At 45.4% G+C, this 25,704-nt stretch carries 21 protein-coding genes; 1 reads left to right on the forward strand and 20 read right to left on the reverse strand.

Translation table 11 applies throughout. The annotated features are described in order from the left end of the window. Positions 1 to 14 precede the first annotated feature (14 nt). The 18 genes from topA to ON05_RS31905 form a co-directional block, all read right to left on the reverse strand. Entirely contained in the window at positions 15 to 2,135 is a 2,121-nt protein-coding gene (gene topA / locus ON05_RS31820; protein WP_010474837.1) for a type I DNA topoisomerase, read from the reverse strand. Positions 2,136 to 2,205: 70 nt separating this feature from the next. Further along, on the reverse strand, positions 2,206 to 2,538 hold the full coding sequence (locus tag ON05_RS31825) for a hypothetical protein (protein WP_010474839.1): 333 nt from the start codon (positions 2,536 to 2,538) through the stop codon (positions 2,206 to 2,208). A gap of 68 nt (positions 2,539 to 2,606) precedes the next feature. Next, positions 2,607 to 3,791: a hypothetical protein gene (locus tag ON05_RS31830; protein ID WP_010474841.1), complete on the reverse strand. Its 1,185-nt coding sequence runs from the start codon at positions 3,789 to 3,791 to the stop codon at positions 2,607 to 2,609. A gap of 47 nt (positions 3,792 to 3,838) precedes the next feature. Next, positions 3,839 to 4,261, reverse strand: coding sequence for a hypothetical protein (locus ON05_RS31835; RefSeq protein ID WP_139025838.1), 423 nt, complete (start codon positions 4,259 to 4,261; stop codon positions 3,839 to 3,841). A 13-nt stretch (positions 4,262 to 4,274) separates the two neighbouring features. Next, a complete protein-coding gene (locus ON05_RS31840; RefSeq protein WP_010474845.1) occupies positions 4,275 to 6,041 on the reverse strand; it encodes a type IV secretory system conjugative DNA transfer family protein in 1,767 nt (588 codons plus the stop codon). Then, a complete protein-coding gene (locus tag ON05_RS31845) occupies positions 6,038 to 6,652 on the reverse strand; it encodes a hypothetical protein (protein ID WP_010474847.1) in 615 nt (204 codons plus the stop codon). The genes ON05_RS31840 and ON05_RS31845 overlap by 4 nt, the downstream gene beginning before the upstream one ends. A gap of 10 nt (positions 6,653 to 6,662) precedes the next feature. After that, entirely contained in the window at positions 6,663 to 7,289 is a 627-nt protein-coding gene (locus tag ON05_RS31850) for a hypothetical protein (RefSeq protein WP_262562501.1), read from the reverse strand. 18 nt (positions 7,290 to 7,307) lie between these two features. Continuing rightward, positions 7,308 to 9,677 (reverse strand): M23 family metallopeptidase, encoded by a 2,370-nt coding sequence (locus ON05_RS31855; protein ID WP_010474851.1) that lies wholly within the window; start codon positions 9,675 to 9,677, stop codon positions 7,308 to 7,310. A 13-nt stretch (positions 9,678 to 9,690) separates the two neighbouring features. Beyond that, entirely contained in the window at positions 9,691 to 10,047 is a 357-nt protein-coding gene (locus tag ON05_RS31860) for a hypothetical protein (protein ID WP_262562502.1), read from the reverse strand. Continuing rightward, positions 9,999 to 10,847, reverse strand: coding sequence for a hypothetical protein (locus tag ON05_RS31865; RefSeq protein ID WP_262562503.1), 849 nt, complete (start codon positions 10,845 to 10,847; stop codon positions 9,999 to 10,001). The genes ON05_RS31860 and ON05_RS31865 overlap by 49 nt, the downstream gene beginning before the upstream one ends. Positions 10,848 to 10,858: 11 nt before the next feature. Continuing rightward, positions 10,859 to 12,538 carry a hypothetical protein gene (locus ON05_RS31870; RefSeq protein ID WP_010474854.1) on the reverse strand — a complete coding sequence of 560 codons (1,680 nt, stop codon included), beginning with the start codon at positions 12,536 to 12,538 and terminating at the stop codon, positions 10,859 to 10,861. Between the two features lie 17 nt (positions 12,539 to 12,555). Beyond that, positions 12,556 to 13,299, reverse strand: a complete 744-nt coding sequence (locus tag ON05_RS31875) for a hypothetical protein (protein ID WP_262562504.1) — start codon at positions 13,297 to 13,299, stop codon at positions 12,556 to 12,558. Further along, positions 13,296 to 14,078 (reverse strand): pentapeptide repeat-containing protein, encoded by a 783-nt coding sequence (locus ON05_RS31880; protein WP_236618991.1) that lies wholly within the window; start codon positions 14,076 to 14,078, stop codon positions 13,296 to 13,298. Before ON05_RS31880 ends, ON05_RS31875 begins: the two co-directional genes overlap by 4 nt. Then, positions 14,078 to 15,202, reverse strand: a complete 1,125-nt coding sequence (locus ON05_RS31885; RefSeq protein WP_010474858.1) for a hypothetical protein — start codon at positions 15,200 to 15,202, stop codon at positions 14,078 to 14,080. The genes ON05_RS31880 and ON05_RS31885 overlap by 1 nt, the downstream gene beginning before the upstream one ends. A gap of 2 nt (positions 15,203 to 15,204) precedes the next feature. Next, positions 15,205 to 15,912, reverse strand: a complete 708-nt coding sequence (locus ON05_RS31890; protein ID WP_010474860.1) for a hypothetical protein — start codon at positions 15,910 to 15,912, stop codon at positions 15,205 to 15,207. Then, positions 15,909 to 18,731 carry a hypothetical protein gene (locus tag ON05_RS31895; RefSeq protein ID WP_262562505.1) on the reverse strand — a complete coding sequence of 941 codons (2,823 nt, stop codon included), beginning with the start codon at positions 18,729 to 18,731 and terminating at the stop codon, positions 15,909 to 15,911. The genes ON05_RS31890 and ON05_RS31895 overlap by 4 nt, the downstream gene beginning before the upstream one ends. A gap of 27 nt (positions 18,732 to 18,758) precedes the next feature. After that, entirely contained in the window at positions 18,759 to 19,070 is a 312-nt protein-coding gene (locus ON05_RS31900; protein ID WP_010474864.1) for a hypothetical protein, read from the reverse strand. Position 19,071: 1 nt separating this feature from the next. Beyond that, entirely contained in the window at positions 19,072 to 19,440 is a 369-nt protein-coding gene (locus ON05_RS31905; protein WP_010474865.1) for a hypothetical protein, read from the reverse strand. A gap of 665 nt (positions 19,441 to 20,105) precedes the next feature. Here ON05_RS31905 and ON05_RS31910 point away from each other — a divergent pair. After that, a complete protein-coding gene (locus ON05_RS31910; protein WP_262562506.1) occupies positions 20,106 to 20,654 on the forward strand; it encodes a hypothetical protein in 549 nt (182 codons plus the stop codon). On the opposite strand, the gene ON05_RS31915 is transcribed toward ON05_RS31910, so the two are convergent. Together ON05_RS31915 and ON05_RS31920 are read right to left on the reverse strand one after the other, a co-directional pair. Next, on the reverse strand, positions 20,643 to 24,143 hold the full coding sequence (locus tag ON05_RS31915; protein ID WP_010474867.1) for a plasmid replication protein, CyRepA1 family: 3,501 nt from the start codon (positions 24,141 to 24,143) through the stop codon (positions 20,643 to 20,645). The two genes, ON05_RS31910 and ON05_RS31915, sit on opposite strands and share 12 nt — an antisense overlap. 576 nt (positions 24,144 to 24,719) lie before the next feature. Then, positions 24,720 to 25,679, reverse strand: a complete 960-nt coding sequence (locus tag ON05_RS31920) for a DUF3102 domain-containing protein (protein ID WP_010474868.1) — start codon at positions 25,677 to 25,679, stop codon at positions 24,720 to 24,722. Positions 25,680 to 25,704 lie beyond the last annotated feature (25 nt).

Here is a 25,704-nt window from a genome sequence, read left to right on the forward strand (position 1 = left end):
TTAAACTCTATCTGTTATTCTAATTCACCATACTTTGGACTCCACCATTTCCCCTTACTAAAGAAATAGGCAGCGTTTTTGTGCTTTGGCTTTGACCTTGCCTTTGGATCTGAGCATCGGAGCATTTGTTTTTGCTGGCCATCTTTTTGATACTTGTATATTTCCAGCTTCTTCTGGCACACAGGACAAGGATATTCAGTTAATTCTGCTGGCTCTTGAGGCATATCAGATTTAGCCTTGGGCAATTGCCACTGACCGTCTCTGTCTGACCAGAACATAACTAACCCCCGGCCATCATCAGCCGCGCAACCGTTCTCACACTTAAGAAAATGCCCTTTTTTGACCTTCCTACTAAGCACCTTAGACAGAAGTTGTTTACATTTGGGACATGAGGTTTTTGACTTCTCTAATGTTCTACCTGTAAGTTCCGGTAAGCCCTGCATGGCCTTGGCGAGTGCCGGGGCGAAGTAGCTCCGATTCCAGCCGATTAAATAAGCTTGCCATTCCTGATTCCCTCCCGCGATCGCATCCAAGGAACTCTCCATCTGGGCCGTGAATTCAGCCTCCAACAATTCAGGCAGTGCCCCACCCATGAACTGATCCACCTCCAGGCCCATAGAAGTGGGTTGGAGCCTACCCTTTATCAGCTCAACATAGCCACGGGTCTTAATGGTCTTGATCGTGGAATCGTAAGTAGAGGGTCTGCCAATCCCTTTCTTCTCCATAATTTCCACTAGCTTAGGTTCCCTGTATCGGGGAGGCGGTTGAGTCTGCTTTTGCTCAGAATTGGCCTGGGCTAGAGTGAGTGCTTGTTGTTCCGTCAGTGCAGGCAGCTCCCTATCAGCCTTGATATCCTTCCAATATTTTGAGTAACCCGCAAATTCAACAAGGTTGCCCTTGGCCTTCCACTGGATATCCCCAGATTGGCTAAGGACAATCGTTTTTCTAATTTGGGCGGGCTTGCACTGGGAGGCAAGCGCCCGCTTCCAAATCAGCACATATAACTTGAACTGGTCATCGGGTAGGGACTGCTTCAATTCTGCGGAGGGCTTGAATATATCTGTGGGTCGAATAGCTTCATGCCCTTCCTGGGCTTGCTTACTGACCTTCTGCTTGGCTACCTTCTTGGGAATATTGTCTGCATCGTTCTGCTCCAGCCATCTTCTGGCCACTGAACAGTAGTCCGGGGATAGCGCGACAGAATCGGTTCGCATGTAGGTGATTAATCCAGCCTCGTATAGCTTTTGGGCAACCTGCATCGTCTGCTCTGGACTGAACTTGAGGCGTGAACCTGCGGCTTGTTGCAGAGCTGAGGTGGTAAACGGTGCGGGTGGCTTCTTGGGGGCAACCCTGCCTTCAATCGAGGTAACTTGGTGAGAGTTATTCTGCGCGATCGCAACCAGTGAATCAGCGCCAGCCTGGGAAAGGACTCGCGTGGATTCTTCGGTTTTGGCCTCTGAACCGGAGTCCTCGATGTTGGTATAGTCCTGATCATTGGCCTGGGTGCTTCCGTGGTAGTAAGCCCTGAATCCTTCGGCATAATCCACAAACACCGACCAGTAATCCTCGGGGACAAAGGCTTGAATCTCGCGCTCTTGTTGGCAGACCAAGTGGAGGGTCGCTGATTGCACCCGCCCCACTGACTTAGCACCATTGTTTAAGCGCCAGACCAGGGGGGAACCACGATACCCGACCAGCTTATCCAAGCAGTCTCGACACCTACCGGCTTGAACTAAATCCATATCCAATGGACGTGGAGTTGAAATAGCATTGTTTACTGCTGTAGGCGTAATTTCTTGATAGACCACCCGTTGAGGATTTTTTAAATTTAAAACCTGAGCGATATGCCAACCAATCGTTTCTCCTTCACGATCTGGATCGGATGCTATATAGACTTGATCTGCCTGACGTGACGCTTTTCTCAATCCAGAAATAGTTTTTTGGGCATTCGCATCTCGTGGAACATACCGGCATAAAATCTGATTCCCTTCAATATCAAAGCCCAAAGATCCTTCCCCATCATCCGCTAACTGACGAATGTGCCCTACAGATGCCTTAACATCCCAATTAGGACCAAGAATCGATTTGAGCTTTTTGATTTTTCCAGGAGATTCAACAATGAGTAAATTTCCCACAGTATTTAACCTTGAACCGACTTGTAAATTTCAAAGGAAGTTGCAAGATATGTTGTTGACCTGAATAAAATTAAGATTTTCCTAATATCAATTCATGATCATTACAATCAGAAGACTCAGATGTCTCAGGTATTTTTGTTTGTAGTTCTGAAACCATAGAATCAGTTTTGCCTAAATGAATGAGTATATCGGCTCTTAGCTCCACAGCCTCTTTGCAGTATGGATGAGCAGCAACATACACATTTAATGCCTGTAGTGCAACTAAATAGTTTCCTTGATTTGACTCTTTAAGTACATAGTCTTGCCAGGTCTGAGATACACCAAAATCACTTGTAAAAACAATATACATACCAAACAGCGCCATCGATAACAAGCCAATGGGTGAGAGTATTAGGGCCATCATTGAATATGACCCTAATATTCCTGACGTTTTACTGAAAAACCCCATTGAGATTATCCAAGCGACATCACCTACCTTTTTACGGCAACTGGTCTTTGTTTTGCAACTGGGGGTTTCTGTTGAGGAGTCTGAGTCTGCTTGTCCGCGTACTTATCACGGCCTTTTTGTCCGACTTTATCCAGAAGGCCCTGCTCCTTTGCCGTTAATTGCTCTGAAGGAATGGGCTCACCAGACTCTTTACGGGACATCGTTACCTGTCCATCTTTAGCCATCTTGAGATTGTAGTCTTTAGTTTCAAGAACCCTAGAACCGTCATCCTGTGGAGTGCCCGCATTTTTTATTGCCAATCGAACACCAGGATCTACGGCCTTGAGCGCAGCATTGGTTACTTTGTTCACGGCCCCCTTAGTAACTTTTTGTGTCTGAGACTTTATTTGCTGACTTTTATCTTTGACTCTCTGGGACCATTTCTGAGTGACGGACTTATAAGCTGAGACTACTTTATCTTTTATGGTTTTCAGCCATTGACCAACAGAGCTTGAGCGTTTCGTCGCAACCGCTTGCTGGGTATCTTTATTCTGCTCTAGTGCAGCTATCCGTTGCTCTAATTTAGCGATAGCCGCCTGTTGAGCAGCAACCATACCTTTCAGCTCTTCAACAGAAGCTGATAAAGATTGCTTTTTCTCCCCAGATTGCTTTGCCTGGGAAGAGCTACCTGTTTGCTGCTTCACTTGCTCAGACTGCTTAGCAGCTTTTTTCGTTGCTTCCGTTAAGGTATCAATGGCTTGATCCAGTGATTTTTTCGACTTAGTTGAGCTAGATGCAGCCTCTTGAGAAGTAGATTGCTTCTGCTTCTCTGATTGAAAAACCCCTAAATCATCGTTTACTTTGCCCTTGCTTATGTGGGCAGCAGGATCAGACATATCTCCTACATACACCTTGACACTACCTTTAACCTTCTGAGGGTCTGAAAAGGCTTTTTGAAAAGTATCTCGGTGTTCAGGTTTGAGATTGTACTTCCCATCTTTGGCAGATAGCGTTTCTGATTTGTAGACGTTGACCCTACCTACTTTAATTGTGACGGGAGTATTGTCTGGAAGTCCTTTGGCTTTAGCAGCTTTTCTAATTTGTGCAATAGCTTGGCCAATCGAACGTAATACGTCTTGGGCAGATTCTGCTGCACCTTGAGCTACGCTTAATTGTGTCTGTTGTCCTTCTTGGCCATTGTCTGGCAGATCTATTCCTTGTTCTGGCATGGTGTTAACCTCAATCTTTAGCTAAATGTGGCAATACTTTGGGAAGCTTATTCTTCAGGCAATTCAGGGAGCACTAGATCCTTGATCATCATGTTGAGCACACCTTCAGCCGCCGCAATTTCAGTGGGCAAAACTAATCCACCGAGGGTATTCAACAGAATCTCACCTTGAATTTCGCTATATCGAGGCGTGCCATCCACATCAATACCAATGACATCATTGGTGATCTCGAAGATGGAGAAATCACCATCCACCAGTTCATCATCATGAAAAACTATTGCTGGCTCCGCTGACAGTCCTCCATATACTTCAAGGATTTCGGCTTTATATCCATCAGGTAGCGGAGTTACCGAAGCAAACTCAGCCGCACTAATCACTTGGTCGGGGTAATCTTGAGCGAATTGATTATATATGGCTGTTGGAAGAATCTTACGAGCCATATCCAGATCGCTTTCTAATAATTTATTCATTGCTTTATCTCCGTTATAGGTTTCTAAACTCTTCAGCATCCTTAAGACGCTGCTTCTCTAATGCAGCCTCCTGCTCTGGCGTCAATCGAGCTTTTAGAAGCTCGTATACCTCTTGATCTCGATTCCGAAAATCTTGATTTGTTGGCATTGAAAAAGCTGATCTTTCTATCAGCTCTTGCCGAATCTTTGGCCATTGTTTTACGCTTGCGTTTACCTCATCAATATCCCTCTGAGGAATGACGATGTTTTCCACCAGGGGAACACGAACATTTTTACCATCACTATTGCCACGACTGAAGATCAGTGCTTTTCCACGAGGGAAAGTGGCAATTTCATTTGGTTCAACTAACTTAGTCGTTTGGCGCTGTTCAGCATTGGTTGTAGACCGACTTTTTCTACCGCTACTTCTAGATCTTTGCCGAAATAATGCGTCTTCACTACCTGGAAGTTCTGCGAATAGCTTAGCAGATTCTGACTCATTGAGCTGGAAAATAGCTTGAGTCGTGCAGCCACCAAGAATACGGCTTGCCCCCGGCTTCGTATAAAGCTTTTCTAGCATCTCCATACTTTGAAAGCCCAAAATTGTGCAAAGACCTGCTGAGCGCCGTTGGTTCAACCAATCATCCAGGGCGGGTAAGAAGATAGATGGTATTTCATCCAACCCCAATATCAATGGAGTCTGGCGAGGACGAGTAACATTACGATTGACAACTAAGTGCAATACCGTTGCAATAATAGGCAACACAACATCCACACACTGTCCATTAACTCCAAATATCAAGAGCTGCCGACCCTCTAAGTCAAGTGGCATGTTTGTTTTGCCACATATTGCAGGTAGTACATTAGGAGTCATTAGGTTGCCCAAGGTATTGGACACCGTAGACACAATACTGGCGAATGTCTCAGGAGAATCCTTTGAGGAAATCATGGTATCAAATACCACTTTGACCATCTCTGGAATATCAGCCTGTTCAATGAGATCTGCCAGATTTGGTGTTTTGAGAATGCTCCTGCACATCATTAGGTCTGGATACTGACTCATTTTGGCCAGCATCATCAACCCCTGAATGAGCTTTTGGGCTGCTTGGGGAAAAAATGGATTGCCTTCGCTAGACTTTGCCGGTGTGAAATTCCTATGCAAGACCAAGGCAAATTGACGTGCTATTTCAGCATCCAGCTCATTAGCCAATAAATCGACTGGATTAACAATGCATGACTCAGGCAAGCTGGGAGCGAAAACATTGACTTTATAACCTCGTTTTTTTGCTATGCCAATTAATTGCGAGGTTGGCGACTCTTTATCCGTATACTTCAAGTCGAAGTAAATGACTGGGAAATGCTGGTCAAATGCTGCTTTAATCAGTCGGTTAATCAACGAGTAGGACTTTCCCGAACCCGTTGCCCCGATCGCGGCTGTACCAGCTTCCATGTTCGGGAAGTATAAGGTTTGTGGATCTTCTGGAATACTAATAACCGTCTTCTTCCCCTTCTTCCGGTATCTCAGTCCTTCAGGGGTTTGGATATACAACGCCACCTCGTTATGCCGCCTCCGCTTGATCAGCTTCATAGCTTCTTTGCGGGCAGCAGCTTTGTGGGTATCTGTTGCAAGTTGCCCCCTCGCCAATACACCCTTGCGCTTTTGACCTTTAAAGTTTGTCGCGACTAACAGTCCCAAGCACGCATAAATCCCTAATGCGGGGGGAGACCATAGATAAGAATCCACATCCACCTTAGGTGGAGACTTAGGGTTTTCGACGGCTTGGGCGGTGAAATGCTTCATTTGTTCTCAATGGCAGAGTTGGCCATAGCAACCAAGAAATCCAATTCTTGATCATCAGGAATCATCCCTCCCCGGAGACCGATCGCATAGCGGTATCTGTCCTGATCCCAGACGATTTTAGAAGTAGAGCAATGGGCTCCACAGACCCATGGAATAAATAGTCCTTGATTGCCATTAGCCAGGGTTACGGTTTTTTCAGGTAGTGGAGATTGAGCAAGAGGTTGCCATGAACGATCTTTCGGATTTCCATATTCCTCCTGAACAGTTTGACCCGTTAAGACTTTTCCCTCTAACCTGCCAAAGCTACACACCGTCGCCCCCTGGCAGTCTGGATGAACATCTAGGGAAACCTTATATTCTTTCTCTTCAGAAAGAAGTATTGAAACAGAAGACCGTTGTACGTCTGGAATCTTCCGGGGCAGGGCTGGAGGCACCGATGTTTGCTGCTTTAACGCTTTCTCAATTTGGTTGAGACCTGTAAATTGATTCAGCTCAGCTTTAACGGGCCTATTAGAGGTTCTGCTCAGGACAACCAAGCTGGTGCCCAGGAGGAATAAACCCAAACCCATTGCTAATAATTTCTGTCTCTTAAAAGCTCGGATGATCTGCATGACTTGCCCCCTAATGCATATTTAGCCCCAAGGCAAACTGATCTGGCGTTAGCTTACTGGTCGGTTGCAAGTTTCTAGGGATTTTGATGTCAAGCTGTTCAAGGGCCTTGTAGAACGCTCTTGGTATTAAGAGTTTAGGATTTTCCCTCGATTGCCTTGCTAACTCCGCTTCCAATTTATGCTTTCCTCCAATTTCAGAAATCACTTTTTGGTAACGTTGCTTGGACAGTTCTATCGCCAGATTTTCATCAATAAGTGTTTCTAGGGAAACCGCCTGCTGCTCAGGATTGGCATTCAAGGAATTGCAAGTTCGATTTGAAACTGCAATTAAGGGCTCCCAGTAAGCATTGTTATTATCGAAATTTGCTCGGACTAAGTAATAGGTCTTTGCTCCGTAGTAAACCTCGCCTAAGAGATCGAGTTTTGCTGCTTCTTCGGGAAGACAAGGGTATGTTGCTTTTGGCAGCTTGGGGTCGATTTGAGTTGTCAGTTTAGCCTTAACCAAATCAGTATCGGGCAACTGTGATGAAGATAAATTGGGTAGAGCGATGATAGCGATCAGTGACAACAGAATCGCTGACAGCCCCAAAGAAACAAACCACTTCCGCCTCATCTCTTTCAGCAGTCGTTTATGCATATTCATCGAACATCCTCCTTAATAGAGTGCGGCGTACTTGCGTGGATCATCTCGGTAGTTATCTGGACTTCCTGGTATCACCTCAAAATGAAGATGAGGACCAGTTGAGTTGCCAGTACTCCCAACTTGGCCAACTTTCTGCCCCCGATTAACTGGGCTTCCCACTGGAACATTGATTTTCGATAAATGGCCATACCGAGTAAATCGCTTACCTTTATGTTCAACAACAACGCTGTTGCCATATCCTCCCTCCCATTGAGCCCTGACAACCTTTCCGCAGTCAGCGGATAAAACTGGACTCCCAAAGGGTGAACCAATATCAACACCGGCATGGGTAGAATAGACCCCTGATATAGGGTGGATTCTCCCACCAAACGTGCTAGTAATTGGCCCTTGTGAAGGCTTGATCATTTTGGTGCCTTCCCCAGCACAACTACCTCCAAAAGCTGCACATTTTTTCATAATTTCCTGGTACTGACTGGCATGATTGGCGATATCTTGTGCATCATCATTTCCACCCAGGATCTGTCGAGCACCCACATAATCGACTTGTGATTGATTGATGTAGCTATCAAGGCGTTTGCCAGTAAAGGCTCCATGCTTCATCCCCAGTACTAATACCTTGGCCGAAACTTCAGGATCATCTGCTTTGCCTGGATCTCTAACCAAATCAACACCAATAAGCTTGGATAGCTTTTGATAGGCGGGTTCTCCCGTTAGGCTTGCTAAGCCTCTAGGGTAATAATCACCATAGGTGTTAGAAGCAATCAGATTCCCCCACTCATTCACTTCCACCAATGAACCATCTTGAAATGCACTGGCAACTACGTAGGCAGTCTGTGATGGTGTTAGCTTAGCCTTTTCTGCTTCTTTGAGGATGTGAGGAAGACTGGAAGTATTACCGAGCTTTTCTGGGGGAAGCTTATCAGAAATTTTCTTCAAGCACTGATCACCAGACTCGCCGGTGTCTGAGCTTGAACCAAACTGCTCATCCAATTGCTGAATTTGATCCTTGATCTGGTCCGGGATCTTCACATTAGGTTCCGGTGCTTTCGCTTTGCCAGAAGCTGGGTCAAAACCAACCAGTAAAGGGTCGCCTTCATGAATGGTTGCAAATTTAATGGGTCCAAAAATGTAGGGGGCACAACCCGCAGCACCGTAACAATATCCACCGAGATAGATACTCAGCTCAGAGGTGCCTGTAGCCTCATCCGTATCAGAAATCACCAATTTTATCTTGGACTGTCCCCCAAACGGCATCCTTCCTGTAGGTTCTTTGCCCCCGAGTGCTTTACCTACAGCCCCTGAACCCCCCGGAACCATTTGCCCTCCTTTCTCGGGCTTACCCCCTTTGATCCACCGGGCACCATGCAACGGGCCTTTCTTACCTGCGGGATCACGTAGCTCTAGATAGGCACAGTTTCGTTGTTTGCAGGGCACTTTAAACCCAACCACATTACTACCTGTGATCGGTTTATGGGTTGATTGAGACTCTTGCGGCCCCCAAACCACGTCCACAATGCCTATGGGGGCTAGACTGAGATTTCCTAGGGGAACGGGAAGTTTGTTTAACGGCACATTCCCCAAACCTGCTTCTGCAATCGTAAATCTCTGGTAGCCGGGAAATTGATTTAGCGGAACATCCTGTAAGCCGGGTATATCGGCAATATTACCTGGATTTAAAATACTGTCTAACCTCAACTCACCAATCGCTGGGTTGGCCCCTAAGATATCCTTTATCTTTTTATCCACAAGGGGAATTAAGACTCCCTTCGCATAGCTTTTGGCAGCATTATCAACCACCTTGAAGATCGGACTCACTTTTCCCAGTGGGAGATCGCCTAAACCTGGAACCGTATCAACAATGCCATCGATACTTTGTGCAGAAACAATTCTAGCTGTGTTGATTCCAACCGTTTTAAAGTCGATCCCCTCTTTGCCCTTAGATCGGTCGTGCGCCTCTGCTAGGGTTAAATCTGCAACTTTAAACTCTTTGGCATCTTCAAGAGTCAGGACATCTGATGCAGCATCACCTGTATTCCACGTAATCGGTCCTTCTCGCTTGAGGGCTTGCTCAAGTTCAGGAGTGATTGGAATAGACTTCGTATTTTCAAACTTCAAATCATTGAAGGATATCTGATCAAGGTCAGGAGCACCATCTTTCTGCGGTAACTCTGGAGGGGTCAAAGGCACACCTTCTGGGGAAGCTGGCGCGATTTGTTCAGGCGCATGTTGATCGGGTCTCAAGGAAAAAGGATTGACACTGTCATTGAAAACATTCCCTGGCTTGAGATTTTGGGCATACATGGCCCATGGAGCATGAATGCCAATGAATAAAAAACAAGAGAGCAGGAATAATATCGCTCTTCTGAGTAATTTTTGTCTCATTGTTCTTTTTCCTTTATTTCACGGAGACCTGGGATTGCGCTGGCGGTAACCCACCTAGCGTGAGCAACTTTTCAATCAGGGCTTGAGGCACACGGGCTCTCTTAGCGGCATATTGACGGTTGTGGCCTTTGCGGAGGAGATAGATTACGTCCTGGGTTTTCCAATAGGTATTAGATCGAAACCTAACAATGTTTTCATCGTGGGCTTTTAGCAGTCCACGCGCGATCGCATTGGCTTGGTCATGGGTAGTGATCTTTCGGCCTTTGGCCTTTTTCTCTACCTTGACTGCCGCTTTCTGTGATGGGATAGATTCTGTTTTGGTTAGAGTTTGTGGTTTTGACGTGGGAGGAGGCTGTACTTCAATTTCCACCTTTTTATCAGGAATGGGAGTTGTCTTCTTTTTTGGACTAAATTGTTTTTTTTTACTGGCGGGTGCAGTAGGGGGTGGGGCAAGACAGCCATCTCCTGTTCTTCAGGAGTAGGAACAGATGGGGCAGGGAATTTCTCTAAAGACCCTTGCCCCATCTGGATTAGGCGGGATAAAACTGACTGTTTGATACCAACACTTCGAGCGGCTTCACTAGGATGGACCCCCTGATTGACTTGGGCAATAAATTTTTCCAGTGCCTGCCATAGGGAACTGCCTCTTGTTAAGAGCCCTTGGCCAACAGCGACTCGCATTCCTGCTTGAACTGCGTTGATACCTTCTTGATGCTGAGTGAATGCCTTGGTAGTCAGAGCTGCCGGTGTCGGTGAAAAACGCGGTTCTGCATCTGGCGTAATAGCGATGAAGTAAGGCCCAGGCGACCCTAATTTCACCTCGAACACATAATGATTGGTTTCTCCAGACTTATCTAGCGTGATAAAGGTAATCGATGTGTTTCCGGTATCTCGAAGGGCGGTTAAATGTACTAGTGAAGCACCTTGTTCAAGCGGTGGAGCAGCTTCAACATGTAGTAATGCTTTGTTGTCAGATAATACTTGATATACTTTTTCTTCTATTTGAGAAAAGTCAACGTTAACGCCACGACTTGGCGTTAACGGAATGACAGGAATAGCACTACGGTAGCCTTTTGCAGCGGATGATGGAACATTCAGCCTGGGTGAAGCCATAGCCACAGTTGGGACTAGCAAGGCTCCAGCTAAAAGCAGGGATGGAATAAGTTTCATGGTTCTGGCGATTAAAGAGTAAAGGCATCAATTACTTGGATCTGGACTTTTTCTCCAGTGGGAATCATAAATATCTCTGGTTGAGCTTCGGCTTCAGATTGACCATTCTGCACTTGGGGTAAAAGAGCTTGTGTTCCACCTTGCAGTAAAGAAGCTCCAATAGTTTTTATATTGGTTTTTGGCTTGGAGCTTGACGTAAAAAAGCCATTCGCATTGGAAAAGGATTGCTGATCTCCTTGGGTAATGAATTGTGAACCTTGACTTACAGCCCCGAGCAAGAATTGCTTTAAGAACTTACTACCACCAGATTTCGAGGACTTAGCCTTTAAAGGCTTTCCTCCTGATCTCACCACTTGAATAGCACCAGCAGGGACTGACTTTAAGTTCTGTCCGTCAATGATAGCCACAACGCTGGCCTCTACCATTCGATTAGGTAAAATACCCTGAGTTTGAACCAGTAGCTGAGTCCCTTGAGATAGAGAAGTAGAACCATCTGTATTTTTCAAATCCCCGGCCAGTCTGACCCTAAACTGCGTCACCGGACCATTGAAAATACCGTTGGTTTCAACAACTGCTTTTGCAGTTCCAGGTTCCACGACAACAGGTTTATGTCCTTGTAAAAAAGCTTCTTGTTCAGCTATCAAAGGATTTACTGAAGGATTGACGTTTGCAACTGGGGTATATCGAGATAAAGAATTTGCTGCAAGCGTTGGGTTTGAGCTATCAGTGTTGATTTGTGGGCTCTGCTGAGGTTGAGGTTCACTAGTAGGAAGCTGGCCATAGGAGGCAGGTTCAACTGGAGTCTCTTCAACTAAATCGGTTTCAGGAGATGGCGAAGGTGATGCTGCCGGGAAAGGTATCTGTGCAGGAGATGGTGGCTTAATCGCTACGGGTGAAATGCGAGAAGGCGGAACATATTGTGTTCTGGGAACCGAACCATAAGTGGGTGACACTGGACTGGAGACAGTATTACTCTCTGTAGGCGGTCTACCAACATTGATACTGCTAGGCTTTGCAGATTTTTGCGTTTGCTGACTTGGATCATTGGCTTGCGCTTGTTGTTTACGTTCCCGTAGCTGCTCCATGGCATCAGCCTGTGAACCCAAAGCAACCTGAGTCTCCAACTCCCCAATCTTTTGCTGATCCGCCTCATTGGTGGGGGTAGCCATCGTTTCCGATTCTGAAGACGAGTCGTTTAACGCTTGCTCAGTTTGTGATTGTTTGCCCAAATCGACCGTACCCACACTGCCAAATACGGCAGCTAGAATAATAACCACAAGGAAGAAGCAAAATCCCACCACCCCAAATTTCAGCATGGGGGAAGTCCAAATAGGGCGCTTAGTGGTCTCAATTTCAACCTCTTCGACCTCTTCTAGACACTCTTCTGGAGCTTCATCAGAGCCATCGGCTTCAGAGGTATCACCTTGAGAATCTATATTTTCATCTACAACCGTTTCGACTTCTGTGCCCCCGATGCTGTCTTCTTTAGCGATGTCTACCTCATCTTCGACTGAATGTAGGGAGTCTTCAACCCATTCCTCTTCAGAAGGATCTGCCGATGAATCACCAGACTGGTTACCATTGGTTATCTCAGAAGAAGCTAATTCCTGATCTGAACTCACCCATCCTGAATAGAATTGAAGTTCTTCATCAGTTGTTGAGGTTTGGATATTTTCTTGTGTAGTCGCCATGGATCTTTCTCTTTGCTTTACTGAATGTCTTGCAGAGCATAGATTTCCATGCCTGCTTTCCGAGCTTCAGCAATTGCTTGCTGGGCGGGGGTTGGATCGGGAGGTAATATCGGCTGGGTAACGGAGCGAACAAAAACGTGCTTATTGACAGGTATGGGTTCTCCTAAATTGTCCCCATTCTCAAAAATTAGGAGTTTAGATACGATGCTAATTTTCCATTCATTTGCTTTAATTTTCTCAGGCTGACCGATCCGTTCAATCACCAGAACACCTTGGGCTCTTTGCTGCTCCTCTGGCGCAAATACTGAATCAGGCGTCAGTCTAGCTATCATCTGCAAATAGGGAATCCTAATTTGCGCGGCCAGCCCGAAACCAGCCTGCCATGTTTTGGTTGTAATTCGCTCCTGTTCTGAGCCGATTTCCACACCAGGATCGAGCTGGGGTTCTCCAGGTAAGTTGGGGTCCGTCAGGTAAGGTCGCCAGTCAAACAACTGAACCATTTTCTGAGCAACAAAATTCTTGACTGCTTCAGGTTGCCTGTCCAAATGGCCAATAGGCTCGACTCGCATTGAAATTCCGTCATTCCTTTCCACAAGGGTAGGAGATGGTTTGTTGATGAGCGATACCTGAAGCCCAACGATGACTAGATTCAACACGATGGATACCACACTAAAACAAAGTGCCCCCACTGCAATGTAAGGAAGAAGGTTGATGTTACGAAAGCTTCGTGCCGTTTTTTTAGAGTCCAAATATATTGTCATGAGATGGCCCCCAAGCCTTTTGTTGTTGTTGTTTTCGCCCCTTTGAAGTCAGCTCCTTGGATATTTGCACCTGTAAAGTCTGCATAGCTCAAATCGGCAAATTTAAAGCTACAGTTTCGTAAATCAGCCCCTCTAAAATTGGCACGAGTTAAAACTGCATGATCGAAGGAGGTTTGAAAAAGGAAGAGATCTGAGAAGCCTCGCCATACAAAAACAACCAAAATCACTCCGGTAACAGCGGTTACGACCAGCAAATCGAATATCTCAAGTCCCGTCATCATCGCTTGCCAAGGTTTCTCAAGGAGGAACAGTTGGAAAGCAATCACCAAAGCGGGAGGCAGGAAAGCAACTGGCATACTCACAAGATGTCGTGGCAGAAAGAATCTACGTTCTTTCTTTGGCCGAACTCCCAAATACAGTAAATAAAGTAGCGTTTTGCAGAACAAAGAGGCAAAGGTTAAAAAGACTAATAGGAACAGAGAAATGCTGCCCACTGATAGGTCTAACAAGTCTTCTGGCAGTGAGGAATAGATACTAAAAGCCACAACAAAGGCTAACGCTACGCTGAGAACCAACAGTGTTGGTCTGAGTACCGAAAATCCTCCAACTGCATCATAGAAGTCAGCTAATTCAAGAATGGCATACCTAAAATCACACCCTCGGATATTCTTCATTCTTGTATTTGGGTAAAAACCGTGGGCATATCCTTTGCCTTCCGATCTAGCCAAAAGTGTTGCTATAGATAGACTTAGACCCATATAGGCGTCAATAAATCTCATCAATTCAACCTCCCACCTTTCAATAACCAAGCCACTGCCGTACCAGTGCCAACAAACACACCGATCGCAGAACCCGCGCCAATAACAAAGGCCAACAACGGATTCAATAAGCCAGTGATAATTGGATAAAACAGATCATTGGGATGTTGGGCACTCGCTAACGCGAGTGCTGATGCAACATTTAAAACGGAATACGTAACATTGGTCATCCCCAATCCCATAATTCCAGAGAAGAAAATCACGACTCCTCTTGTTTTGAAAGGCAAAAGCGTGATTGATATCCATAAAGGGCCAGTAGTGGCCCAAACGATCATGGCAAAGTTGTAAAACCAGGCGAAAGCTGTGTTGAATGCAGCCATGATGAAGATAAAGACACCTCGTAACGCATCGTTAAATGCCTTACCAAAGACACCAAAATTGTCCTTCTTGCCTCCACGAGTTACAGGTTTGGGCTTACGTCGAACTACTTTAGATTGACCATTTTCGATCTCTAATACTTCTTCTTCAAATTGCGTCTCTCTCTCATTTGCTCTTGTTTCTGCTTCTACCTTTTTAGTGGCATCGATAGTGCATTGTTCAACATCCTTCGGTTCTTGGTTCACACAAACTGAAACTCTTTCCTGAATAGCCCTACGCTTGGCCTGATCTAGGTTTTTCTTTTGGATAGCTTCTATACCAGTGACATTCCCATAAGACGCTGTAAGGACTTTTTTTGAAAGCTCACGGGGAATAAATGCACTGCCCCGAGTTGCTAGCGCTAAAAACTCACCGTTGTTATTTAACAAGACAATGACGATTAAGGGCCATATCAATTTTTGCAAGGACTCCATAGAGAGACCCTGCTGATTCATGTCTCGCGCCCAGATGCTCCCCCAGAATAAGAATCCTAGAGCTACTATTGGGGCTAACCCTTTAATTAGGGCGCTATACAACGGGCTATTGGGAGTGATTAATATGTCCCATAATCCATCTAAACCTTGGGCAATCGCCTCACCCTGTTGCTTTGCGACCTCGATACCAACCTTGGCTGTTTCCTGATCAATTGGATTAGTAGATGTTGGGTTAGGTGATGTTGGAAATGGAACACCCGATTGGGATGCTTGCGCTAACAGGTACAGAATCATTTTTATTTTCCAAGGGCTTCCCACATTCCACTTGAAGCAGCGTCATCAAGCAGAAACTTCTGCGACTCACCAATGCCACCCTCTTGTTCAGCTTTATCAATCCTAGAGTTGCGTTTGTTCGCCTGGTTTACAGCCCTTAACGTCCCCGCCGAGATACGATTACCAGCCTTGATGGATTCTCCCTGTCGGGCTATCAGCCCAGCAGTTCTAGCCTGATTTTGGATAAAGGCATCCATTTTGCGCTGAGTGATAGGCGTTTTTAACGCGGTTGTTGATGATTTAGAGATACTATCCAAATTCGATGAAACGGCTTCTGTGTCTTTTTTGGAAGCCTCTTGAGCATCAGCTCCCAAGGTTGATTCGACAATTGAATCATTGACGCTATTTTCTAAGTCCTGGGAACGAATCCCTTTCTCAACTTCTGGGTTTCGGGAGATAGACCCTTTTTCTGCCTCGACATCTGCCTCAATGTTTTCTCTTGCCTCGTCAAGATCAGGAATACCTAAAGCGCCCAAGGTATCTGACACATATTTTTCAATATGGGGCTGCAATTGACCCTGAAGTTCATTGGTAAATATTCCAACTGTAGAGTCCAAGGTTGACTCAAAAAAGTTCTTTAATGTACCTGTAATCGCATGGGCAGGACGGTTAATTCCAATTGAGAGGATAGCCGCCAGAACCAGTGGTGGTATAAGCTTAATTTTCTTCATAGTCGAACTCCTTCGGGTAAACGTTTCAAAACCTTTCCTTGCCTGAACACACTCGCCATGTACTGACTAAATCGGCCAAGTGCCTCATATTTATTGGTGGGATACCATTGTTGAAATAACGACCGAATCTCTACCTCAATTGGGTCGTTGGCTGTTATTCCTAGTAAATTAAGCGGTGGATAATATCGGCAGGGAGTCTTCAGGCCATCATCATCAACTAACCAACGACTGTAGATCTGATCGAGGCTGGGTAAAAATTCTTCCTCTGCGTTGGGCTTAATTTCGCTCTCCTCGTAGCCGAACATCCGTCCAAACGTTTCAATCGCATCTTTGTTTATTCGTCCTGTAACCCGAAAACTGATGTTTTGACGAATCTTATGACCAGCAGCACATTCCTCTAGAATGTTTGGGTCTTGGGTTGCAAGTAAAACAGATAGACCAGCCGCACGACCAATGGCCATTAACTTGCCAACACTTTTAGCTAGTTCTGCAAATTGAAGTAGCACGGACGCTTCATCCACGTAAAACAAGCTTCTGGGTGCCGATAACGCCCGACGGGTTGCCGCAGTTTGAGCCGATAGCCCCAATAAACCTGCTTCCTCATTGCTGCTCAAATCTCGAAGCGCGAACATTGTCAGGGGTGAGCTGCCATCAAACGAAGAAGGCTTGTTGATGGCATTCCCCAAGGGAGAATCCATCCAGTACCGGAGCCGTAAGCGAATGAAATTCATTGCTTTATCTAAATCTGTTCCAAAATCCTCTAAGTTGAGGCGTTGGTGGTTAAAGAAAGGATATAAATCTGTTAGGGTTGGCCAAGCCTCCCATTCCTGGGTTCCTATTCCAGCGGATCTAGCACTAGCACACCGCTCTTGTATGGTGGGGTCTCTATAGAATGCTGAAACTGCAAGAGTGATCAACGACTCAATTGCCGTAATCGGTAATGGCTCGGAATCACTACGATTGTCCAAGACCAAGCTTTTAACGATATTATTTGCACTTTTATAAAAGCTTTGTAATCGCTGTTCAGCTAATTTTGGCTCAAGACCCCTCACATCAATCAACTCAAAAAGGTTATTCGAGGATTTTCCGGTATCAAACTCTGCACCACCCAGAAAATTAACCAGCCAAGTATAGGTACTTAAACCATTATTTTTGGGCAGGTCAATCATGGTTACCTGCATCCCGATAGAGAGGGCATAGAGTAAGTAGATCGCGACTAGAACTGACTTACCCGAACCACTTCTACCAAAGAAAACACCATGTCTAGGACTGCCTAGCGTATCTTCTAAACCAACGAAGATCGGGGAACCTCCATTCTCAGCGATAAACTCAGGACCACCATCACTACGACTTTTGGTTCCCATAAACTGAGCAAATGCCAAAGCATCGCTGGCTCTTAGCTTCAGCCGCATATCGTAAGGCTGAAGGTATAGCCCTTCCCACTTCAATGGCAAGGTTTGGAGCCACACTCGCCACGCATAATCTTGCTCTTGAATCACTACAGCAGGAAGCCTAAAACGGTTTTTCACATACCGGAGAGAAGACTCTAACGCCTGAAGACTATCTGCATAAACCAATATAGCGATGCCAACAAAAACGGGAACATCCCCTCTCATCAGACTTTCTTGGGCTTCCTCTGCCTCCTCCAATTGCAGATCAGCATGTTTATTAACTTTTTTCTTCTCTTCTGCTGTACTAGACGCTCCTTTTTGCTGTTGCGTATATCGCTGAAGCGCCATTAAGCTGTCTCTCGGATTTACCCATGAATACTGGGTAATGATCTCCGCATCCACAACTTTCTCTTGAGAAATAACTTCATCCCAGAGCCAAGTGAACCGAGCGTCTTCACTCCGCCAACCATCAGGGGGCTGTTCAAACGTCACAACCCCAACGTACTTTTCCCGAGCTGGCAGGTACACCCATTCTTTATCGGGTTGAGGAATATAGTTTTTATTCGGGATTAGATGTGAGGAAATATGGAGTTCAGACCCATCAATTGGCTCAATAGCACAGGGAAGGGTTGATTGATCTCGCGCATATTCTTGACGAAGGCCCCTATCATCCTGCATAAGCCAGTGAGGGCAGAGCATTGGAGGCTTACGCCCATGAATTTGCCGGTAGAGGTAAGCCCAAAAGTCCTCCTTATCCATAGGAGAAACTTTTAAGCTCATTTTCGTGGAGATCAGTTGTGACCAATCTAACCACGCCTCAAACCCATCATATAGAAGGGATTGCGTGGTCTCATAATCTAATTCACTTGCCCGTCCCGAAATGTTCCGCACCCAAAATTTACCCGCCTTGGCTAACAGTGCTTCGATCTGATCCTTGGCTTCATGGACACCAGACTCTACGGTGTGCGTGAAAAAGATATAGTATTCCTTAACCTTACGAACCCCTGCCTCTTTTAGGTCTCTAACTCGGGCTTTCGAGCTGTAATTTAAGAATGATAATTCGGGTGCGGGTGATTGCTCTATGAGCCCATCTAATTCAACTTGACGTTCTTCATCATCTGCAAAGGATTTTGAAATAACCGTGAACTGCTCAAGTTTAGGGATTTCTTTTAAACCAGAAACGATAGCTTCGTAAAGGGCATCACTCAACTGAGATGGATGAATTGGCTCAAATTTCCACCCAAAGACAAACTGCTTGGCTTCCTTTTGAGCATTCACCATAGCCCACATACCCTGGCCATTCTTGCGGACACCCACAATATTGGCCAGATCTATTTCATCCTCAAATGCCTTAAAGCTTTGTGAGGGAGGCGCATATACAGGCTTCTTCTTGGCCTTCTTTTTTTTTGGTTTTAGTGTTGAAACCATCTACAAGAGTGATGAATAAGCATAAAATTACTTCCTCAAGCGACCCACTTTAGGTTTTTTGAGTAAATAGACATGGATAACCCTTCCTCTATTCCATTTCGGAACAGGTACGGTTTTAGCCATAAACCGCTTAGGGTTTTTACCTGAAACGATAACCCAGGTCAGAAACGGCCAAGCAATCAATAGAACTGTCCATAAAAAATCCAGCTTGAGAAGGATTGCTACCACAAACCCGAAAATGACAGAAAGGCCAAAAGGCAGTATCTGAGAACTGTCAAGTACTCCAACACTTGCGTTTTTGCTAAGGGCGCGATTAACTCTTATTGATTTACGTGCCATATCAACACCCTTTACCAACGATAAAGGGTTCAAGAACGCCCAAAACAATAACTACTAACATGGCAACAATCGTCATGGTCAGAATTTCTTGAAATTCCTGACCCTCTCGACGATTATTGAAAATCTTGACTCCAACCACGCCTAAAGCGACCATTGACGATACTCGGAGAGTTCCAAAGATAATACCGGACACAATCGTCAGTCCAGAGATATGTCTCAGTAGGCAGGTATCGAGAACTTTTTGGGAGTTTGAAAATAGAAAGCTAAATTCAATCGCATGAGCCGGATCGAGGGCAGCCCCAAAAACTCCTAAACCAGAAGCGAAGGAAAGTAACCCAAGGATCAGTCGCCTATATTTCAGTTTCTCCAAAACCGACAGCTCATATTTGATCGCCCACGCTGTGAACAAGGTAATTGGAATAAGGAGAATCGGCGGAAAGAAAGTTGTACCTATCGCCAAAGAGATAAAAAGTACACCCAGTAAACAATACCTAAATCTAGGGCGTAGTGTACTAACTTGAGCGTTCAAGATGGTAAAAATTTGATGTGATAGCATCGTCCTACCTATCAATTAATCAGAGTAAAGCCAATATGTTGGATAAGCTATGTTGCCCGCTGTGCGGTAGCTCGATCTATTTTTTGCTAGATAGACCTAGCCAACTCATCACATGCAAAACCTGTCGGTTTTCAAGCAAGATTAATCAGGTCCAAGTGGAAAGCCATGACAGCATAACCACTCAACAAAACAATAGGGATTTAACTAGTTGGAGACACAGGCTACGTGTCCGTCCGCTGACCAGCGAAATTGGAAAGCAAATGAAATACTTAGTTGAATTTGATTTGGCCAGAGACACTTACGTTGCCTCTCTTGGGGATAAGATAGCGTTATTTCACAGGTATAGGCAAGGAAGTTTTAGTGATTTGTTTGCAATTCGTAATCTAACGATTCAAACGACTATACCTATCAAAACAATCAAATCGGAGCCTAGAATTGCTGGCCTTGGTATCTCAATCATCGCTCTATCTGGGATACTCTTGCTCTCTAATTCAGTCGGCAGCTATAAAAATCTATTGCAATACTCCGCAGTACCTCTTAGTGCTGCCATTGGCCTCACCGCCATGAAGACTTACCAAAAGCGACTTTGTGGGCAATCTGAAGCCAGCATCATTCAAGAGCAAGGGTTAATGAGGAATATTCATGAGTTACTAGTCAAACTGAGTAGAGTTCAAGAAGAGATTACGGCTCGGGCTCAATCACTCTCAGAGTGGCAAGAGCTTGAGCAATCTACAAAAACCATTGATGGCCATGGGCCAAATGTAGCGAACATTGAAAAAGCGATCGCTCTGATACAGCAGCAACAGCATTCGGCTGAAATCTTGAAAGACAAATACGACCAACAAATTAAGCTGTGGTGGCTTGAACTTCAAGCATCACGACTTAGTGATGAACTACCGGTGGACCTGATTCAAGTAGAGACCACTAGGCAGCACGAAATAGCTGAACTTGAGGACTCTTACCATTTGTTGGCTTTGCAACAAAATTTCCATGCAGAGACGGATAACCAACAGAATTTAAGCACTTGAAATATTAACTGAACTCTGTATGGGTTCTAGGTTCTGGAGCGGGCAGGGGATATCAACAAGATCAACAGGTTGGCCAACCCAACTTAACCACGCGAACTCATTCACAATTTTCCTTACCCGGAAGACGACCTGATCCCCGCATCTTTTAACTAAAGCACCAGGACTAATGTCTGGAAGATTTAGATTAGATACCGGCAAGGTAATCAAACTGGGTTTCTGGGTATTCTCTATTTTGGTTTTGGCTACACCTCTGCTTATAATTATACATTTTTGAGTTGCAGGTGTAGCCACTTCAATCCCTTTATTTTCAGTGCATTCAGGCGCTTCCATATATTGTTGGAATCGAGTTTCAATGCATTCCAACAACACATGATTGAGTTCTATATTATCTGGAGAAATAAAATAATATCTCCGCTTTCCTCTTTCGCTATTGCGCTGCCAGTTTTGCTCGACTTCAGTCTTGCCGCCAATTAGTTTTGCTAGACGCCCCAGAAACTCCATAGGTTTTTGCTTACCCACTGTGCGTTTTAGCGCTGTCACGATTTCTCGTCGTTTACAAGTACGATAGATTTGCTGAATTAAACTGGATGAGCTGTTAAAAGATTGGTTGGACTCGAAAAGCGCTAGCAGATTGATCTTGCATAGAGCCTCAATAAGAGCGAAGTCTGAACGAATGTCAGGCAAGAAGGGAATTGCGCCATCCTCCATCAGTTTTTCCCAGCGCTGGCGGCTTCGGTTCTGGGCAGCAGTTTGGTGATTGATCAACCACCAGCGTTCGAGGGAAGGAATTAGGGATCGATTCGTAAACAGAAGGGCTTTAACGACATCGGGGGTCCAGTAGTCTGTTCGATGTAATCCAGGAAGTCGGTGTAGGAGGAACGCTTTATCACAGCTCCACCGTTCTGCGAGAGTTGCACTCCACCTAGATTTAATGTGAATGGCTTGGGAAAGTGTAATATCCTTGGCATTAAATATTGCCTGTGCATCGGTGGTTAGGATCTGATCGCGAATTTCAGAAGCTTCTTCTTTTAAGCTGGTGACTTGAGGAAGATCAACAATGGTTACTCGATGCCCAGCTTCTTGGAGAGCAAGTCTAAGGCAGTCCCAGGTATGCTTTCTCTCATAGTTGATGGATGCAGCCAGAATATTGTGTGTGGAAAGGTGAGGATCGTTATAGGTTTTGAGTAGTTTATTGATCCACTCTTTGACTGTAGACTCCCGATCCGATCCTTGTAAGGCGGCGAAGGCATCGGCTCTGAGATAATCCGTCATCCATTGTTGGAGGCGACGGGGGAGGACTGAACGAGTCCCTTCATCTTCTGTGTGCGTGTATCGCTTACACCAGACCGCTATTTCTTTCAAGGCTCTGACCCGCTGCATCATTTGGGTCATGCTGGAAATTGGCAACACACCGAAAAAGAGACCAAATCCCTTGTAGAAGAAGTTCTGAATGCCTACATTTAAACCACTTTCTGCTGTTGGTGAGTAGATCAAGACTCGGGGTTGAGTTTCTTCTAGATAAAAGTCAGGGTCTTTTAGAAACTGCTTTACCTCTTTATTCGGAGAGGTTTTAGAGTCAACCCGAAGGGTTGAATAGCCTCGCTGTTGAAACAGTGATTCTGCAATCTGACATTGCCGTTGAGAGTCCGAAAACAAAACGATTGAACGCGGGGTATTAGATGGAGCTAAATCTAAGGCGGCCAACGTGTCAAATGCTAACTGTAGAACTGGTGAACGTTCGTCAATCGTGTTTCCTTCGGCGGTAATCGTATTCCCCAATAGCTCAATATGCAGTTGTTGCCGCTGATAGGTGTTGAGGATTTTACGGCATGTCCCTACCTCTCTCAATTGCGCGAGATAGTCCACGACGACATCAGTATTGTTACCGTCCATTGGTAGTACAAGTTTTGCTCGTTGGATTGCAGCTTTAAGCTTTGCCAGACATTTATCTCTTTTGCCAGTGAGGGTACCAGACATCAACCCGTGGAGGACAACACTAAGGCTTTCATCTAAGATGACGATTTTCCCGTCAAAATCCTTGTCTTCAAAGCGAGTCAAGGAATCTAAGCAACAGGCGATTCTGGATTGGGGATCTGGGATAAGGGGTTGGGCAGAATCGGAATGTAGGTGATAGAATCCCGGCCAACGTTCACAGGACTGGAGTAGAAGGGAGTTCCGGTATCCAATTGCTACGGCACCGTCTGAAATCTGGCTGAAGTAGTTTTTTAGCCATTCCGTTTTCCCAGTCCCCATGCCTGATTTAATCGCAACGATGTCAGCTCCATCTAGATCTGCCGGTTGCAGATTCAGAAATTGTTCATGAATCGTTTGAGTGGGCGTAAATTGCCGTGATTTTTTCCAAATCTTTAGGGATTGTTGCTCATACTGATGCTGCCATTGATCGTCAATGATGGCTTTACTCATCGCCAGGTAAGTGCTGGGTGTGAGCAGCCTGATTTGTTGTTGTTTATCGAGGTCTAATTCATCAATATCGCTATCATCATCGTAGGAATGTTGGTCCCACCAAGCGATACTTAGCGAATACCCCCAGCCTTGTAGAAGAGATGCCGTTTTAGCGATCGCAATATAAACCGACCGATTGGAACTATCACCGGCATCTGGATAGAGGATGATTTGCTCAGGCTGTAGCACCTCTAGGGTCTCTTTCACCGCTTCAGGGCTAGAGGCAAAGTTAAACCCCGTCGCGCCGATAAAGGTTATCCCCATTTGCTGGCTAGCGAGATAGGGTTTGAGGGCAACGCTATCAACTAAGCCAATAGTTTTAGAGTCAGTTCTATGAACGGCGATGGGGGATTCTCCCGTTGGGAGCTGCGGCCCGCTGCCGGGGATGGGTAATTTATCTGAACTGGAGCTAACCCAAAAGTAACCGCCCCCAAAGTTAGGGCGAATTTGCACACCGGTGATCTGACCATGGACGTTGGGAACTGCGATCGCAAGTCCCTGATAATATCGCCGCAATAATCCAGTGGATGGATCTACCCCTGGGAGATTGAGTGGGAGCAAGGGGAGTTTGGCGTTGTCCTGCCAGGTCCAGAATAGGTGTTTCTCAACGGCCTGATGTATTTGATTATTCGACAGACCCCGATGCTCTATGAGGTGTTGGCGTTGTTGCGACCCTAGCCCTGCACTAGCAGCAATACGATGGAATTGATAGTCTCGCTCTTCGATACTGGGAAGTTGAGATAGCCGTTGAGCCCGTTCAGCAGCTAGTTGTCTCTCTCGGGCTAAGCGTTCCTGTTCTTGCTCTTGAGTTGGATTGGAACGCTGGCTATGGGCCTCGGCGGTGATGTACTTTCCAAATCCGTGAGTGTCGAAACCGTCAAATCGGTACTCTCCTGAGTGATTCTCAGGGCCACGACAAAAATAGGTTCCTGAACTTGACTTTCGACAATCTGGCTTGCCGCGAGAGCCATTGCAAATGGGGCAAAGGTCGCCAAGTTTGTTCTTGTAGTAGTGAAAGCTAGACATAACCTAACTCCCACTTATCAGAGTGGATGCAAGATGAATTCATTGAACAACTCCCATATTGTGCTTTGACTATGTGTCGGAGGGGAGTTGTGAAAATATTTTGAGCACACTCTTGAAATGTTATCAAGAGTAGTCTAAAATTTAGGCACAACGAAACCGGGACACCCATCGCGCTGCTAATGCTTTAGGCTCCCACCCTTCGACAAATAAATTGTTTGAACGGCTTCTTCCCCCGACTGTGACAGGTAAGGGGGTTTAGTCGTTTATGGGCTTCTTTTTACCTCCTTTTTTAGCTGTTTGTATTAGGGTTGAAAATACACCGAAATGCTTGATCGATCAAGGGTTTAGCGTATTTTGTAACCGTAAAGTCTACGGTCTCTCCTCTTAGAGAGACATGAAGATATGTCACAGCCTTCTTTCTCCTTGGGCTGGCATGGATCGGTCTCAATGGTATAGATAGCAGAAACCTGGACCGATTCTTACACGAGCCCTCAAGGGTTTAATCATGGTTCATTGATACCGCAATCCTACAACAAACTTTTTGAATGATCAAAGTGCGATCGCTAGAACTGTGATTTAAATTCTTTTTGCCTGCCGCTTTGTTGCTGTCGTCCAGGCTAGAACTGCATCAGTACAACGTTCTGGATTAGGCTCACAGCAAATGCATTGACATTCAAGACGATCTAGCAAGATAAATAAAGAGGGGTCTGGGAGTCCAATGATTACGACTGACTCGCTCGCATCGGCAGTTCCAATAACGCAGCTTTCAATGGTTTGTCTAAGAGTCTCAAAGTGAAAGTCTTCTAAGGTTGTGTGGAATGCAAGTGTACTTTTGGTATTCCCCGGTATGCTTTTTGGCCATTCTTTGGCATTGTTGGGAAAATTGATCAGCAGGGCAATCTCATCAGGAAGAATTTTTCGGAATTTCAGAGCTGAGCTGTCGCCGCAAAATAATCTGTGGTATCTACCGATGCTCCAAATCTCTCCTTTACGCACCTGTTTGAATCGACTAACTTTCTGAGTTGTCTTAGTTTTCTTCTTCGTTTCGACCTTTCTTTGTCGTTTACCTGTTTTGGGCTTGGCAAGGGGTGGAGTAGGGACACTCACCACTTCTTCAGCAGCATCTTTATGGATTTCAATCAGTTCACGAGCTATTCTTTTACCCACATACTCGGATTGAGCCATCTCCAATGCTTCTTGTCGTGCCTCTTCAGGGACAGAAGGGGCTGAGAGCAGGTAAAGTGCAGATTTTGCTATTTCTAGTTCCGAGAAATTTGCATCATGGAAGCACCTCGCTACCCGCATAAAATTATCGGCAGTGCGTGCTGACATCTCGAATTCAGCATCGATCCAGTCCATGAAATAGCCATGGGCTAGTTGTCCCTTTACTTCAATCAGGCTTATACCAATTTTGACAATATTGTCGATGGTGGCAGAGAGAAGATCTTTGATCTTGTTTGTCTCTTGCTTTAAGCGCTCAGAGAGTTCTGCGTCCAGTTGGCTGTAATCAAAAGAACTGGCTCGTAAGTTTGGCATCGTTGGAATCTTCAGTGAATAATCG

It is taken from the genome of Acaryochloris sp. CCMEE 5410, assembly GCF_000238775.2.
In the GTDB taxonomy this organism is placed as follows: domain Bacteria; phylum Cyanobacteriota; class Cyanobacteriia; order Thermosynechococcales; family Thermosynechococcaceae; genus Acaryochloris.

Bases quoted from the DNA above. Each gene is read 5' to 3' on its own strand.
- ON05_RS31825 (WP_010474839.1), bottom strand. From the start codon at position 2,538: ATGATGGCCCTAATACTCTCACCCATTGGCTTGTTATCGATGGCGCTG.
- ON05_RS31830 (WP_010474841.1), bottom strand. From the start codon at position 3,791: ATGCCAGAACAAGGAATAGATCTGCCAGACAATGGCCAAGAAGGACAA.
- ON05_RS31835 (WP_139025838.1), bottom strand. From the start codon at position 4,261: ATGAATAAATTATTAGAAAGCGATCTGGATATGGCTCGTAAGATTCTT.
- ON05_RS31840 (WP_010474845.1), bottom strand. From the start codon at position 6,041: ATGAAGCATTTCACCGCCCAAGCCGTCGAAAACCCTAAGTCTCCACCT.
- ON05_RS31845 (WP_010474847.1), bottom strand. From the start codon at position 6,652: ATGCAGATCATCCGAGCTTTTAAGAGACAGAAATTATTAGCAATGGGT.
- ON05_RS31850 (WP_262562501.1), bottom strand. From the start codon at position 7,289: ATGCATAAACGACTGCTGAAAGAGATGAGGCGGAAGTGGTTTGTTTCT.
- ON05_RS31855 (WP_010474851.1), bottom strand. From the start codon at position 9,677: ATGAGACAAAAATTACTCAGAAGAGCGATATTATTCCTGCTCTCTTGT.
- ON05_RS31865 (WP_262562503.1), bottom strand. From the start codon at position 10,847: ATGAAACTTATTCCATCCCTGCTTTTAGCTGGAGCCTTGCTAGTCCCA.
- ON05_RS31870 (WP_010474854.1), bottom strand. From the start codon at position 12,538: ATGGCGACTACACAAGAAAATATCCAAACCTCAACAACTGATGAAGAA.
- ON05_RS31875 (WP_262562504.1), bottom strand. From the start codon at position 13,299: ATGACAATATATTTGGACTCTAAAAAAACGGCACGAAGCTTTCGTAAC.
- ON05_RS31880 (WP_236618991.1), bottom strand. From the start codon at position 14,078: ATGAGATTTATTGACGCCTATATGGGTCTAAGTCTATCTATAGCAACA.
- ON05_RS31885 (WP_010474858.1), bottom strand. From the start codon at position 15,202: ATGATTCTGTACCTGTTAGCGCAAGCATCCCAATCGGGTGTTCCATTT.
- ON05_RS31890 (WP_010474860.1), bottom strand. From the start codon at position 15,912: ATGAAGAAAATTAAGCTTATACCACCACTGGTTCTGGCGGCTATCCTC.
- ON05_RS31895 (WP_262562505.1), bottom strand. From the start codon at position 18,731: ATGGTTTCAACACTAAAACCAAAAAAAAAGAAGGCCAAGAAGAAGCCT.
- ON05_RS31900 (WP_010474864.1), bottom strand. From the start codon at position 19,070: ATGGCACGTAAATCAATAAGAGTTAATCGCGCCCTTAGCAAAAACGCA.
- ON05_RS31915 (WP_010474867.1), bottom strand. From the start codon at position 24,143: ATGTCTAGCTTTCACTACTACAAGAACAAACTTGGCGACCTTTGCCCC.
- ON05_RS31920 (WP_010474868.1), bottom strand. From the start codon at position 25,679: ATGCCAAACTTACGAGCCAGTTCTTTTGATTACAGCCAACTGGACGCA.